General features: G+C 41.1%; 17 protein-coding genes and 1 tRNA gene. 12 read left to right on the top strand and 6 right to left on the bottom strand.

Translation table 11 applies throughout. The annotated features are described in order from the left end of the window. The first annotated feature begins 197 nt into the window (after nt 1-197). From fabI to HM131_RS14595, 5 genes are all read left to right on the top strand, one after another. Complete coding sequence (fabI, locus tag HM131_RS14615) at nt 198-977, top strand: enoyl-ACP reductase FabI (RefSeq protein ID WP_085030467.1); 780 nt, start codon at nt 198-200, stop codon at nt 975-977. A gap of 629 nt (nt 978-1,606) precedes the next feature. After that, a complete protein-coding gene (locus HM131_RS14610; RefSeq protein ID WP_085030466.1) occupies nt 1,607-2,503 on the top strand; it encodes a beta-keto acid cleavage family enzyme in 897 nt (298 codons plus the stop codon). After that, nucleotides 2,500-3,456 (top strand): 3-hydroxyacyl-CoA dehydrogenase NAD-binding domain-containing protein, encoded by a 957-nt coding sequence (locus HM131_RS14605; RefSeq protein ID WP_085030465.1) that lies wholly within the window; start codon nt 2,500-2,502, stop codon nt 3,454-3,456. The genes HM131_RS14610 and HM131_RS14605 overlap by 4 nt, the downstream gene beginning before the upstream one ends. A 1-nt stretch (nt 3,457) precedes the next feature. Then, a complete protein-coding gene (locus HM131_RS14600; protein WP_085030464.1) occupies nt 3,458-3,928 on the top strand; it encodes a thioesterase family protein in 471 nt (156 codons plus the stop codon). 236 nt (nt 3,929-4,164) lie between these two features. Then, entirely contained in the window at nt 4,165-4,680 is a 516-nt protein-coding gene (locus HM131_RS14595; protein ID WP_085030463.1) for a CotO family spore coat protein, read from the top strand. A 44-nt stretch (nt 4,681-4,724) separates the two neighbouring features. On the opposite strand, the gene HM131_RS14590 is transcribed toward HM131_RS14595, so the two are convergent. Next, the gene (locus tag HM131_RS14590) at nt 4,725-5,231 is read right to left on the bottom strand and encodes a CotY/CotZ family spore coat protein (protein ID WP_085030462.1); all 507 of its coding nucleotides are present in this window, start codon (nt 5,229-5,231) and stop codon (nt 4,725-4,727) included. 191 nt (nt 5,232-5,422) lie between these two features. Here HM131_RS14590 and HM131_RS14585 point away from each other — a divergent pair, with 191 nt between their 5' ends. From HM131_RS14585 to HM131_RS14565, 5 genes are all read left to right on the top strand, one after another. Then, nucleotides 5,423-5,659, top strand: a complete 237-nt coding sequence (locus HM131_RS14585; protein WP_085030461.1) for a hypothetical protein — start codon at nt 5,423-5,425, stop codon at nt 5,657-5,659. A gap of 66 nt (nt 5,660-5,725) precedes the next feature. Continuing rightward, nucleotides 5,726-6,061: a DUF1360 domain-containing protein gene (locus HM131_RS14580; RefSeq protein WP_085030460.1), complete on the top strand. Its 336-nt coding sequence runs from the start codon at nt 5,726-5,728 to the stop codon at nt 6,059-6,061. Beyond that, nucleotides 6,058-6,270, top strand: coding sequence for a hypothetical protein (locus tag HM131_RS14575; RefSeq protein WP_085030459.1), 213 nt, complete (start codon nt 6,058-6,060; stop codon nt 6,268-6,270). The genes HM131_RS14580 and HM131_RS14575 overlap by 4 nt, the downstream gene beginning before the upstream one ends. 72 nt (nt 6,271-6,342) lie before the next feature. Beyond that, nucleotides 6,343-6,624 (top strand): hypothetical protein, encoded by a 282-nt coding sequence (locus HM131_RS14570; RefSeq protein ID WP_085030458.1) that lies wholly within the window; start codon nt 6,343-6,345, stop codon nt 6,622-6,624. Nucleotides 6,625-6,648: 24 nt separating this feature from the next. Beyond that, nucleotides 6,649-7,551 carry an MBL fold metallo-hydrolase gene (locus HM131_RS14565; RefSeq protein WP_085030457.1) on the top strand — a complete coding sequence of 301 codons (903 nt, stop codon included), beginning with the start codon at nt 6,649-6,651 and terminating at the stop codon, nt 7,549-7,551. On the opposite strand, the gene HM131_RS14560 is transcribed toward HM131_RS14565, so the two are convergent. The 4 genes from HM131_RS14560 to HM131_RS14545 all read right to left on the bottom strand — a co-directional run bounded on the left by HM131_RS14560 (nt 7,541) and on the right by HM131_RS14545 (nt 10,024). Continuing rightward, complete coding sequence (locus HM131_RS14560) at nt 7,541-8,218, bottom strand: DUF421 domain-containing protein (protein ID WP_085030456.1); 678 nt, start codon at nt 8,216-8,218, stop codon at nt 7,541-7,543. The genes HM131_RS14565 and HM131_RS14560 overlap by 11 nt on opposite strands. Nucleotides 8,219-8,310: 92 nt before the next feature. Next, nucleotides 8,311-8,739 (bottom strand): GNAT family N-acetyltransferase, encoded by a 429-nt coding sequence (locus tag HM131_RS14555; RefSeq protein ID WP_085030455.1) that lies wholly within the window; start codon nt 8,737-8,739, stop codon nt 8,311-8,313. 5 nt (nt 8,740-8,744) lie between these two features. Then, the gene (locus HM131_RS14550) at nt 8,745-9,260 is read right to left on the bottom strand and encodes a YjcG family protein (RefSeq protein ID WP_085030454.1); all 516 of its coding nucleotides are present in this window, start codon (nt 9,258-9,260) and stop codon (nt 8,745-8,747) included. Nucleotides 9,261-9,298: 38 nt separating this feature from the next. After that, complete coding sequence (locus HM131_RS14545) at nt 9,299-10,024, bottom strand: alpha/beta hydrolase (RefSeq protein WP_085032022.1); 726 nt, start codon at nt 10,022-10,024, stop codon at nt 9,299-9,301. A 236-nt stretch (nt 10,025-10,260) separates the two neighbouring features. On the opposite strand from HM131_RS14545, the gene HM131_RS14540 reads away from it, so the two are divergent. Then, nucleotides 10,261-10,333 (top strand) — tRNA-Val (locus tag HM131_RS14540). A gap of 126 nt (nt 10,334-10,459) precedes the next feature. Here HM131_RS14540 and HM131_RS14535 read toward each other — a convergent pair. Further along, nucleotides 10,460-11,110, bottom strand: a complete 651-nt coding sequence (locus HM131_RS14535) for a DUF3889 domain-containing protein (RefSeq protein ID WP_085030453.1) — start codon at nt 11,108-11,110, stop codon at nt 10,460-10,462. Nucleotides 11,111-11,605: 495 nt separating this feature from the next. Between HM131_RS14535 and HM131_RS14530 the strand changes: the two genes are divergently transcribed. After that, nucleotides 11,606-12,991, top strand: a complete 1,386-nt coding sequence (locus HM131_RS14530) for a glycosyltransferase family 2 protein (protein WP_232324949.1) — start codon at nt 11,606-11,608, stop codon at nt 12,989-12,991. The last annotated feature ends 20 nt before the right edge of the window (nt 12,992-13,011 follow it).

The raw sequence follows: 13,011 nt of genomic DNA, 5'->3' as shown, positions 1-13,011 counted from the left end.
ATCTTTAAATGCTTTGAACAACAAAGTTCTTTATTTAACAATCCCCGCTTACTTGCTTAACGAACAGGGTAAACGTAAGTGAAGTCGTTAATCATTAATAGCAATCAGGTTGCGGGTGGTACCTTATCTATTATAAAATAGGAGCAGGTACTAATAACAAATCCTAAATGTTGAAATTACCTCAAGGAGGATATGGAATGAATTTTTCTTTAGAAGGACGCACGTATGTGGTCATGGGAGTGGCCAATAAACGAAGTATTGCCTGGGGCATAGCTCGATCCCTTCATGAAGCTGGAGCGCGATTGATATTCACCGTTGCTTCTGAGCGCTTTGCTAAATCTGTCAAAGACCTTGCTGAAACGCTTGAAGGTGGGGAAGAGTCACTCGTTTATGAATGTGATGTCACCAATGACGAAGCCATCATCCAGACGTTTGAGAAAATTCAAGAGGACGTAGGCACCATTCACGGTCTGGCTCACTGCATCGCTTTTGCCAACCGTGACGAGTTGAAAGATGAGTTCTTGAATACAAGTCGAGATGGCTTTCTGACAGCACATAACATCAGTTCTTATTCCCTGACTGCAGTCGCACGAGCTGCGAAGCCATTGATGACTGATGGTGGAAGCATCTTGACCCTTACTTACCTTGGCGGCGAGCAAGTAGTGAAAAACTACAACGTTATGGGAGTAGCAAAAGCAAGCCTTGATGCAAGCATGAAATACTTGGCGAACGATCTAGGGAAACATAACATTCGTGTTAATGCGATCTCCGCTGGGCCAATTCGTACGCTTTCTGCAAAAGGAGTCGGTGATTTCAATCAGATTCTCTCTGTCATTGAAGAACGTTCTCCATTGCGCAGACCAGTGACACAAGAAGAGGTCGGTGACACGGCTTATTACTTGATGAGTGACCTTTCAAGAGGTGTTACAGGCGAGATTATTCACGTCGATTCTGGTTTCAACATTGTTTCTTACTAATAGAGATAAAGCCCTTTTCTGTTAAAGTCAGAAAGGGCTTTTTTTAATTTCTATTCCGCTCATGACCATGGTTTAAATACCGGCTTTGTCTTCTTATCTTCGAGTTTTTATATCTCCGTAGCGGCTTACTGCGAAAAGCAAGATAATTAAACCTATAATTAAAAGTAATCCTAATTTATGAGTAACGGTATCATTTACCGTGAGCATACTTCCATTTCCTTTTTTTGGGGAAATAATCAAAGGGAGGGAGGCGCAGACTAATCTTAAAACCGCTCCCCAGAACATTTTCCAATCCATGAGTCCTTACTTCACGATCATTTCCTTCATTAAACTAATAATGGTTACGTTCAAGGTTCTAAATGTACAATCCGAACGTTTTTTATCAAAAGGAGGGGGAGTTTTATTTTAGAGGATATATAGAAGCTTATCTATGATATAAGACTTCTATCGTAAAATTTCAATATTATAAGTGTTGGAAGGGATTATTAGAATTTACTAATAAAAAAGCAATTATACAGTGTTTTCTAGAGGGCTATAAAAGAAAAATAATTATAGGTGTTGAAAATAACACTCCAGTTGGTACGCTTATATCGGATTGATTAAACTGACCCTGAAGGAGGTTCTTTTGGATGAAAAATAAAGTATTGTTAACTTCTGCTGTAACAGGAGCAGGAGATACGTTAGAAAAAAACCCACACGTCCCTGTTACACCCAAGGAAATCGCGGAATCCGCCATTGAATCGGCAAAAGCAGGTGCGACTGTCGCCCATGTTCATGCGCGTGATCCAAAAACAGGAGGCATCAGCCACAATATAGAGCACTACCGGGAGATTGTGGATCGGATACGTGAATCAGAAACAGATGTGATCATAAATATTACATCTGGCGGCGGGGGTGATTTTATCCCAAGTTTGAATACACCGGCAGCAGGTGGAGATGGCACTGATATTCAGACACCATCAGAGCGCCATGAACCTGTTGGGGAATTGCTCCCTGAGATGTGTACATTGGATTGTGGAAGTACGAACTTCGGTGACATGATTTATATGAGTCCGACTGACTGGCTGCGTGATCAGGCGAAAATGATACAGGAAAACGGTGTAAAGCCGGAGCTTGAATGTTTTGATACCGGTCACGTTCGTTTTGCCAATCAACTAGTTGAAGAAGGGTTAATTGACGGGGATCCAATGTTTCAATTCTGTCTAGGAATTCCTTGGGGAGCGGCTGCTGATGTAGAAACGATCCTCTATATGAAGAATCGTATTCCAAAAAATGCACACTGGTCTGCCTTCGGAATCGGCCGTATGCAGATGCCGATCGCTGCACAAGCAGCCATGCTTGGTGGAAATATCCGTGTTGGATTGGAAGACAACATCTACCTATCCAAAGGTGTGGTCGCTAGGAACGAACAGCTTGTCGACAAAGCGGTCACAATCCTTCGTGGATTGGATCTTGAACCAATGACACCACAGGAAGCACGCGAGTACTTGAATCTGCGAAACCCACGGGAAGGAAGACAATCATGAAAATGGCCGTAGTAGGTACAGGAGTCATCGGAAATGGCTGGATCGCCCGTATGCTTGCTCAAGGACATGACGTTGTAGCCACAGATCCGGCGGAAGGTGCGGAAGAGCGGATGCGCGAGGCTGTCGATCATGCATGGCCATACGTAAATGCGCTTGGATTAGCTGAGGGTGCGTCAAAAGAACGGTTAACATTTAAAAAAGAATTATCTGAAGCTGTAAAAGATGCTGATTTTATTCAGGAGAACGTACCCGAAATAGAAGAACTGAAGAAGACGGTGCTAAAGGATATTGACCAGCACTCGAGATCAGATGCCATTATAGGATCAAGCACATCCGGCATTATGCCGTCAGAGCTGCAGGCGAATCTCCAGCATCCCGAACGGTTTGTCGTCGCACATCCTTTCCACCCGGTGTATATCCTACCGCTAGTGGAAATTGTACCCGGCAAACAGACGTCAGCTGAGAACGTTGAAAAGGCAATATCTATTTATGAAGGGATGCAGATGAGTGTTCTGCACGTTCGTCACGAAATTGAAGGCCACATTGCGGACCGTCTAATTGAAGCAATCTGGAGAGAGTCCCTTCATATCGTCAATGAAGGGATTGCAACAACAGAGGAAGTCGATAAAGCCTTTACTCACGGCGCTGGTCTTCGCTATGCCCAATACGGACCTTTCTTGACCTTCCACCTCGCGGGTGGGGAAGGCGGCATGCGTCATATGCTGAAGCAGTTCGGTCCTGCTCTGAAAAAACCATGGACGAAGCTCAAAGCACCAGAGTTGACGGACGAGCTCTATGACAAAGTAGTTTCTGGCTGTGAACATCAGTCGAACGGCATGACAATGTCCGAACTTGATCAAAATAGAAATGAATTTTTGATCCGTCTTTACGACCTTGTTCAAGAATACTGGCCAAAAGAGTCAGAGAAGACCAGCGAAAAAAGGAGCGTTTAACATGAAATCATCCTTTCGCTTTACTAAATCGGTCCCCTCTGAATGGGTCGATTACAATGGACATATGAACGATGCTGAATACAGCCGCGCCTTCAGTCTGGCGACAGATGCGTTTATTGAACACATCGGCCTTAACGAGGATGCTCGGAATCATTGGATGTACACGATTTTCACATTGGAAACCCATACATGCTATCTAAAGGAAATGAAAGAAGGGCAAGCCCTTGAAATCAGCGCTCATGTTCTTGATTATGACACAAAGCGTATCCATCTGTTTTTCTCAATGAAGAATGAAACAGGAGATTTAGTTGCCACACTAGAAGAAATGTTGATGGGGATCGATCAAAACGAAGGACGGGGGGCTCCATTTCCGCCGCCCGTAGCAAAAACCATCACGAAAGTTTATCAAGAACAGGCCGGTCAGGAGCAGCCGAAGCAAGCTGGACGGACAATCGGAATTCGAAAAAAATAATGGGAGGAGGCAAGCAGTGTAGCTGCTTGTCTTTTTTAAATGTATTAACGAAGAAGGTTTTCGTACAATAATGTATGCTTACGGATCGCCTTTTCTAACTAAGGAATGAGGGCTTCGTTTACAGGTTAGAAAAAACTTAAGTCCTTCTTTTTTTCAAAACAGTTCATTTATGAACATGGCTGGAGGGACTAGGCATATACATAGAATGATGACCGATAAATAAAGGAGAGATCCGTATGGCTGAAAAGAAACGTTTGGCGAAACAGCCGATGCTTTATATTGCCCAACCTAAATTTAAACCGGCGGAAGTACCGATGCAAACGAGCTTTCGTTCACAACGCTCGTCAACCTCTTCTCAATCGAGTAGTAGTGGAGGCACATCCATACACGAAATGGAGCTTCGATTAAGAAACCAAAATGCTGCTGGTACGGTCGAAAGAGCTGAATCCAATGCTGAACAAACCGAACAGGAAGATACCTCATCAGCTGAAAATGAATCTACAGCACAAAAGCCTCGGGAAAGGAGACAGCGCTTTCAGGACTTAGACCTTGAGGGAAAGGTAAATTATTTTTTTCAATTATCTCCTCATGTTCCTAAGATGAAATGTGAAGTCTCCACTGATGAGGAAGCTTATCGGGGCTACATTACAGATTACCAGGATGGCATTGTATCGATGAAAGTTTTTCAACGCCCTTATCATCAAGATGTACCTTTTGAAAAAATCACAGATATTCGCTTGATTGGATTTTAAGCACAAAAAAACCGTGCCCTAGTGAGCGCGGTTTTTTAAGTGTCTTATAGAGTTGCAGCAGCTGGAAGACATGTCACGTGACAGAAGCAATTCAAGTCGACCGTGATGCAGATGCCGGATGCGCGAAGGTCGTCGCAATCCTGCTGTGCTGGTGATTTCGGATCAACGATTGGACGGTGGTGGTTGCTCGAACTTGAAGAAGATTCCTCGTCTTCAACACCGCCTACACGATGATTGTCAGAGAAAAGAAGTTCTAGGATCGCGCAACCATCGTCATCGACAGATTTCACGCGGAAGAAGAAGCTTCCCTTAACATTACAAGGATCGTTTCGTTTCGTACCGTAACCTTTGAAAGGTTTGCAGTCTTTACAATAAAGGATGACAGGAACGGTATCGAAACCAGAACCTCCGCCCACATCACCTAATAGATCCGCAATGGAACGTTCACAGCTCGTCGTGCAGTCACGCATTACGTCATTCTGAGCATCTACGATATCTTTAAGAATGTCAATCACACAAGAGCCCGTATCGAATTTTTTACCACAGCTCATTAAAATTTTCCCCTTTCCATACGAATTGACGTATTGTCTTTAATAGAATATGTTGGGTGTTTAGGTCGGTGTGGGCATTTGTCTGTTTTTAGGCAATCGATAACTTTTTCTAGAAGAATGGGCGAACGACTATACCTGAATAGGTCAAACACCATAGATTAACAATGACTTCGAATAAGGAGATGAATAATATGTCTGAAAAGAGAAGGGTCATAAAAGTCGACGACCTATTCATAGAAGCAGAAAATGTTGTGATCCAACCTAGAAGAGACGATCGTCATGATCGCCACCGTGATAATCGATTCGATCCATTCTTCGGGGGGCGCCGTCGTAGAAAAGATGACGATAGAGATCGTGATCGTGAAAGCAGTTCAAGAGATCATCGCGATGAATCGTCTGACCGTCGTGGAGGCTTCCGTTGGTTCTAATCTCATATCATTGCAGCCACTACATGGAAGGTAGTGGCTTTTCTCATGAAAAGGGGGAACAAGAGTATGGGAAGCATAACGTGGTTAGAATTGTTGATTTTAGGGTTTGCCAGTTTTCGACTTACACGTTTGATCGTTCGTGATCTGATCATGGAATGGCTGCGTAAACCGTTCATGAATACGAAAGTTATTGTAAACGATCAGGGAGAAGAGGAAGAGTGGATAGAACCAAAAGGGTGGATTGGTGAAGGTCTAAGCTGTCATTGGTGTGTGGGAGTATGGTCAGCGGCGATTATGATAGCCTTTTATTATTATATTCCTTACGGTGAATGGCTCGTGCTGCTGCTCTCCATTGCAGGTCTGCAATCGGCTCTTTACGGATTGAGTGACCGCCATTTATGAGTAAAAAATACAAGTCTATTTTTGAAGTATTAAAGGAAATGGATGAGGAAACGTCGAAAATGAATGGAATTATCAAGCAGCCTGAGAAGAAGTTCGATGCTTGGGAGAAAGATTTTCAAGCGTGGGATAAGCGTTTTACAAAGCGAATGACTGATATGGAGAAATTTTTAAACAAACAGATGGGGAAAATGGAGCGATTCTTTGAGTGATGTTCTCATCTAATACGGATCGCATAGTGAGTTTAAAAAAAGGGTATGCAGCAAGTAAGAGGAGGAGGTAGTATGGGGTATATTCTGCCGGTCAACCATTACCAATACCAGGATTATCAGAAGCGAACAATCCCGAAGCAGCGATCTCCCTTTGTCCTTCATAAAGTATATAAAGCGACGTTAGACTGCAATTTGACCCACTCCAAAAATCCAAATAACCAGGAACGACAAGATTCTCTGACCAAAACGTTGCATACATCAATGGAATTTCATGCAGGAAAGAGTTCCGGTATAAGAGAAAAAATTTACTCAGAATTGACAGGAAAAGGACAGAACTTTAGCGAAACCATATAAAAAAGCTAAAGGGAGTAGTTTGTTATGTCATTTCAACAGCTCAATGCAACATGTTACTATTTTCAAAGCTCTGTAAACATTGGCTACGTTCAATCGGGGACTACGGGTCTGTTGATTGATGCAGGGATCGATAAATCTTCAATCAAAAAGGTGCTCAAGGAGCTCAAAGATCGAGAGCTTCCATTGACGCACCTTTTTATTACGCACGCGCACGCTGATCATTACGGAGGTGCAGCTTACATACAGGAAAATTATGAAGTCTACACGTACGCCCCCACATTTGAAGAAGCGATTTTAAGGAATCCAAAGCTTGAACCGCTATATTTATTCGGTGGCAATGATCCTGTACAAGAACTAAGGAACAAGTTTCTGGAAGGTGAATCGATAAGAATTGATGAAGTCATTAGTGAAGGCAGCCTTCAAGCAGGAGAGATTGAAGGAGAAATTTTACTGTTCCCCGGCCACAGTTACCATCAACTGGCCCTTAAAGTGAATGGAATTTTGTATGCAGCGGACAGTTATTTTGGAGAAGACGCTTTACGTAAGCATATCATTCCCTATATCACTGATACAGATCTGACGATAAAAAGTTTAGAAAAATTGCTGTCCATAGAAATAGAAGGGGCAGTCCCAGGGCATGGACCTTTTGAAGAAAATCCATCAAAAACCATCCAGCAAAATATTGACGTACATGCAAGACTTCTTGACTGGCTTGAAAATTACATTATTCAAAACGAAGGGGTCAGCCATGAATCAGTGGTTGCAGCTATGTGTGATCACTATGAAGTAAACACTCCCCAGCTTTCTCAGTGGCTGTTATATAGAACGGCCGTCACCGCTTATCTGATCGCACTAAAAAAAGACCAGCGAATCCAAGATGATATCGCTGGTCATCGGTGGGTGTTCCATTCAAGTGCTAAAAGTTAAGTAAAAACAATTGTGAGTTACCTTCCTGGTATTCAGCATAAAAGACGTCGCTCGGCTTATTGACGTTTTGTGCTTTAAGTTGGTCGTTTAGCCACTTTTCATCAAAACCGGCTTCTTCTAAGTTATCCCATAAGATTTCTCCATCGCTGATCAGTGCCATTGGAAGAGGAACGCTCTCGGGCTTTAAGTTCATGTCCATTCGGTTGACATTCTGGTAAGGAGATTTTTTCAATACAGAAACGGTTCCATCTGTTTCAAGAACAGCATATTCGACTTCCTGTATTGAAAAAACATCTTTAGATCGTAATAAATGCTGCAGTTGATTAATATCTAATTTATTTTTTTTCATTTGATCTCTATCGATTTTGCCTTTATGAATGATAAGAGCAGGTTTTCCCTCTAATATGCTTCGTGTTCCTTTGAATTTCTCTGTTATGATTTCGGTAACATAGATGAGCACGCCCCATAAAAATATGGCAAAAGCAACTTTTGCAATTCCAATTTTATCGTCGTACAAGGCGTTTCCTACCAATTCGCCTAATACAAGTGCCGCGATGAAGTCAAAGGCAGTTATTTGAGTGATCTGTGTTTTTCCTAAGACTTTTGTGAGAACGAAAAGGGCAAAAAACCCGAAAAACGTTTCTGCTGTTATTCTTAGATATTCCATACTTAATCACGATCCTTGTGTTGTCATATACTTTCAATTCTAGACAAACACCACAGGATCTAAACGAAAAAAACCTGCCGTTTGGGCAGGTTTTATGATTTGAGTTTTTTGATCATAGTGACGTGAGGGATTCCGGCGTCCATAAACTCGTCCGAAACGGTCACATAACCAAGTGATTGGTAATAACTCTCCGCATGGGTTTGAGCATTTAATTTAGCGGTATCCCTGTCATGATCTTTAATGATCTGTTCCATAAAACTAATCATTTGTTTTCCAAAAGAATGACCTCTATATTTCTTCATGACACAAATGCGCTCAAGCTTTCCGTATCCATCAACGAACCTGAGACGGGAGGCAGCAACAGGATGTTTTTCTTCGTAACCCACAAGGTGGACGGCTGTTTGATCATTTTCATCGATTTCCAACTCTTCTGGAACGTTTTGTTCCTCGATAAAGACGACGCGCCTAACTTGGAACGCGTCGTCTTTTTCTTGTTGATTTGAAACTCGGCGGATATCCATTGGAATTACCCTTTACCAAGACGGAACGTTTCATATACGCTCCAAGCACCGTTTTCTAGTTGATAAAGCAGTTGGAAACGATCAACTTCATCCTGGATATCGAACTTCGACATATTCAAGCTGCCATACACGTCAGAAAACTCAGCATCGGTCAGTTTCTGGGCGATCGTGATGTGGGGAACGAATGCGTAGTCTTTCTCTTCATGTAGTGGACCTGAATGAAGCTTTTCGTTTAACCCGAAGATTTCTTCAGACGGTTCGATCTTCAAGTAAATCGTGTTAGTCACAGGTGAGAATGTGCTCACCTTGTAAATACCGTAAGAAAAAGGCTGGGTGTTTTTTGCAATTTCCTTTAGTTCAGGAATTATTGTGTTTTCGATTTCACTCTCATCCGCTTCAAAAGCTTCTTTTAATGTAATGTGCGGTGGAATTAATGCATAGTGAGGATCATAGCGCTTTCGATATGAATTCGCCTCATCTTGTACTTTTTTCGATGGAAATATCGCAATACCATATTTCATAAGACTAACCCCTCCTGATTCTCATTTACTATTAGAAATTATTTTCCAAACAAAGTAAGTAAAGCGCGTTTGAAATCTTTTTGCCAAGTCCCCCATGTGTGGTTACCATCTAGTTCATAAAACGTGTAATCAAGCGACTGACTCTTCAAGAAATCATGCAGTTCCAAATTCGGTTCAAGGAAATTTTTCCTAGCGCCTTCTGTTGTTTCTACATCCGTTTCCTGACTTCCAATCGTATGATAAATCGTTAATGGTGAAAAATCCTTCGTCGACATGACAACTTCCTTCACGTGTTCATCCACATATGGGCTCTGCATGATGACGTTCCCAAAAACGTTCGGGAATTTCACAGCGGTCATTAAAGCCAGTGTACCGGCTAATGAATCACCGACAAGCGTACGACCTCTGCCCATACAGAATCCAGGCAATTCCTCATCAAGGAATGGAACCACTTCACGAATTAGAAAATTTACATAATCCGCTTGTTTTTTTCCATCTGGATGATATTTATCCTGACGATCGTATTTGTCATTATAGTGGATACCAATGAAAATCGTATTCTCAATTTCCTCATCGGCATGCAGTTGATCACTAAGCGTGGCCGCACGACCCATTTGGAAATAGTCATTTCCATCTTGCATAATACAGAAATGGTACTTGTATAATGGAGAGTAATTTTCGGGTACGTACACTCTTAATGTCATCGTTTCGTTTAGATAGCTGCTTTCAATGCTATATTCTTTAAAAGATCCGTTTCTTCCCATCATCGACCACCTCCTAACATGCAAGGAAGTTCCTATACAAAATTCCCGCTGTCATAAATACTTAAACGTAACATATATATTTTACCATAGAATTGTTGAAAAAGTAGAACAGATGTAATATGGAAGAAAAATGAAGATATTTGCGCAGTTTTTACATAACCTTAAAAAAACTTTAAATCCTGTTGACACTTATCGAAATCCATTGTATATTATTACTTGTCAGACGACATACATATGATTCCGTAGCTCAGCTGGGAGAGCGCCACCTTGACAGGGTGGAGGTCGTTGGTTCGAGCCCAATCGGAATCATCCATACAAAGTGCCGGAATGGCGCGGTTTCTCATCCAGGGAGAGGCCGCGTCATTTCTTTTCTTATTAAGTTTTATTCGAGTATGTAATTAAAGGGAAAGAGACAGGGAAACTCCTGTCTCTTATTTATATTTCTTTAAAGTTAATGGAAATAATCCGGTCAGTACTCGGATTATAAACGACCGTACCCTGGATATTGATCGTTTCCTGAGGAGATTGCAGCACAAATTTATAATCTTCTCTCATTTGATTCCCGTTTTGCTGCGTACTTAATTTACTGTAATCTGTAACTTTGTAATTGGGGTAAGCTGCGATAACAATTTCTAAAAGGTATTTTCCCCATTTTTCTTCCTCTAATTCAGGTGAAGCAATGATCTCTACATTAATGATTCCTGATGCTACATCCGCCCCTAAAGCCTCAAAAGCTTTTCTATGAAGATTTATTTTGTTAGCTGGATAATTAGGAACCTGGTCGACAACGGTTACTAACACTGCTTTTTGATTGGACAAATTTTTTACTTTAATGGTTTGACCACATTGATAGGGGGAGTTATTTCCCACTGCCGCGCTCATGTAGCTATTAGTAGACCATGGAATGCCGCATTGGGTTACAGCTCCTCCTTGTGTCCATGTAGCCTGGCCGCGAACTGGCTGTCTTACACCGTCATAGCTTTGATTGTTATGAAAGTAATTAGGGTAACGAGGATAAGGCTGCTGATGATAAGGGCTCGGTAAATACGGATACCCATTAGGCACTTGAGAGTAATTAAAATACATCCAACTTCCTCCTGTCTTTTCATTTATATCCTCATTAGCCTATGCGTGTGTTAGTGAGACTGTGAAACAGAGAAGAGTCTTTCATTTTTCATAATAGGTGTCATAGATTCTATGAACAGAAGTCAGCCGTTGGAACCATTTTAAGTTAAAACAGGTAGGATATAGGGTTCTTACTAAACGTATATATAACTTCATAATATTCCTTTCAGCTATTATCCTTTACGAGGGTTTCAAGTATAGTTAGCGTAAAATACCTATATATATGTAGAAAAACGTAAAAGGTTTCATCCATACGCCTTGTCCTTCCATTTAGATTTGAGATTTTACTCCTGTATGTTTTGATATCATGTTGTGCTATTATGTTCTTCGTCCTCCTTCTATGGGGGACGTTTTCTTTTGTTCAATGAGTGGTGAATTGCGATTTATAAATATAGGCAAATTGACTTTTTATTAAAAAGAAGTGGTTTTCCAAAAGGAGGAGTTATCTTGGACATAATGATTACGGCATTTTTCTTATTAAGTGTGACGTTCCCTGTACTCCACTTGTACCACTGTCTGCCATTTTTTCGTGAATCTGAAGAACGTAAAAAGGCGGGGGCTAAATTAGAAGAATGGATGAGGGATCGTGGCTATAAGCATGAAAAGGGAATGAGCATAGTCGTTCCTTGTTTCAATGAGGAGAGAATTATTGAAACTTCCATTGAGAGTATGAAAACCTTGGCTTATTCAGATTTTGAGGTCCTATATATCAATGATGGATCAACGGATGGTACGATGGTTCATTTGAATCGTCTCCTTGAGTTAAAACCATGTTCCGTGGCATCACTAGGGAAGTTATCTCATGAAAACGTAAAGGCCGTCTACCAATCGAAGGTCTTCCCGAATATATACGTGATCGACAAGGTGAATGGAGGAAAAGCAGATGCTTTAAACGCAGGGATTGAATATTCCAGTAAAGATTTGCTCATCACATTGGATGCAGACACTATTTTAACGGAGAAGGCATTATCAGCGGTGAACCAAACGTTTGAAGATCAAAATGTTGTGGCAGCAGGTGGAATGGTACACGTACTGCAAACCAAAACAGATAAACCGATGAGCCGCTTATCCTTAAAGATGGCAAATATGCTGGTAAGAGTCCAAGTTTTAGATTTCTTAAAAGCTTTCTATATATCTAAGCTATCGCTAGTTCGATTTAAAGCTTTAGCCGTCATTTCAGGAGCCTTTGGGATTTTTGACAAACAAATTCTTTTGGATGTAGGGGGCTACCGGAAAACAATTGGAGAAGACATTGATATAACCTTACGTATCCAGCAATACATAGCGAACCATAAACATTTGAAAATCAGTTTTATAGCTGACGCCGTAGGCTATACCGAGTTACCCGAAACCTGGAAGGATTTAACTAAGCAGCGATTGCGTTGGCAGAAAGCTTATGTCGACTGTATTATTCATTTCTGGGGATTTTTCTTAAAAACATTATTTACGAAACCTGTTTCCTTTTTTTATGTATTCGAGACATTTCTTGTAGGGACCCTTGCTGCTTACGCAATGACAGGTATAGTAATCGTAAATTTAATCAACAATCCTGAAAACTCCATATTAGATTACATGTTTTTTTATTTGTTTTTCATCTTTTTGTTTGGAGTCCTCTATGATTTAGTAGCACTTGGAATGAATAAGCATCATGGATTTTCGTTTCAAAAAAGAGATTGGTTCCGTTTGTTTTGGACGATCATTTTTGATATTTTAATTTTCCGTTTCGTAAGTGTGTATTTCGTTATGTATGGAAGCATTTCTTATTTCTTCAACAAAAAGTGGAATAAAGTTGATCGTACTGGACGCAGTTACCATAAAAAGGATTCAACACATGCAGCATAGCAGGTTGATTTTTTACAGAT

The organism is Halobacillus mangrovi (assembly GCF_002097535.1).
Classification (GTDB): domain Bacteria; phylum Bacillota; class Bacilli; order Bacillales; family Halobacillaceae; genus Halobacillus; species Halobacillus mangrovi_A.
Note: the sequence above shows the minus strand (reverse complement) of the source record. Positions and strands in the feature narration are given on the sequence as shown.

Coding starts and splice junctions, on each gene's coding strand:
- fabI (WP_085030467.1), top strand. CDS start 198: ATGAATTTTTCTTTAGAAGGACGCACGTATGTGGTCATGGGAGTGGCC.
- HM131_RS14610 (WP_085030466.1), top strand. CDS start 1,607: ATGAAAAATAAAGTATTGTTAACTTCTGCTGTAACAGGAGCAGGAGAT.
- HM131_RS14605 (WP_085030465.1), top strand. CDS start 2,500: ATGAAAATGGCCGTAGTAGGTACAGGAGTCATCGGAAATGGCTGGATC.
- HM131_RS14600 (WP_085030464.1), top strand. CDS start 3,458: ATGAAATCATCCTTTCGCTTTACTAAATCGGTCCCCTCTGAATGGGTC.
- HM131_RS14595 (WP_085030463.1), top strand. CDS start 4,165: ATGGCTGAAAAGAAACGTTTGGCGAAACAGCCGATGCTTTATATTGCC.
- HM131_RS14590 (WP_085030462.1), bottom strand. CDS start 5,231: ATGAGCTGTGGTAAAAAATTCGATACGGGCTCTTGTGTGATTGACATT.
- HM131_RS14585 (WP_085030461.1), top strand. CDS start 5,423: ATGTCTGAAAAGAGAAGGGTCATAAAAGTCGACGACCTATTCATAGAA.
- HM131_RS14580 (WP_085030460.1), top strand. CDS start 5,726: ATGGGAAGCATAACGTGGTTAGAATTGTTGATTTTAGGGTTTGCCAGT.
- HM131_RS14575 (WP_085030459.1), top strand. CDS start 6,058: ATGAGTAAAAAATACAAGTCTATTTTTGAAGTATTAAAGGAAATGGAT.
- HM131_RS14570 (WP_085030458.1), top strand. CDS start 6,343: ATGGGGTATATTCTGCCGGTCAACCATTACCAATACCAGGATTATCAG.
- HM131_RS14565 (WP_085030457.1), top strand. CDS start 6,649: ATGTCATTTCAACAGCTCAATGCAACATGTTACTATTTTCAAAGCTCT.
- HM131_RS14560 (WP_085030456.1), bottom strand. CDS start 8,218: ATGGAATATCTAAGAATAACAGCAGAAACGTTTTTCGGGTTTTTTGCC.
- HM131_RS14555 (WP_085030455.1), bottom strand. CDS start 8,739: ATGGATATCCGCCGAGTTTCAAATCAACAAGAAAAAGACGACGCGTTC.
- HM131_RS14550 (WP_085030454.1), bottom strand. CDS start 9,260: ATGAAATATGGTATTGCGATATTTCCATCGAAAAAAGTACAAGATGAG.
- HM131_RS14545 (WP_085032022.1), bottom strand. CDS start 10,024: ATGGGAAGAAACGGATCTTTTAAAGAATATAGCATTGAAAGCAGCTAT.
- HM131_RS14535 (WP_085030453.1), bottom strand. CDS start 11,110: ATGTATTTTAATTACTCTCAAGTGCCTAATGGGTATCCGTATTTACCG.
- HM131_RS14530 (WP_232324949.1), top strand. CDS start 11,606: ATGATTACGGCATTTTTCTTATTAAGTGTGACGTTCCCTGTACTCCAC.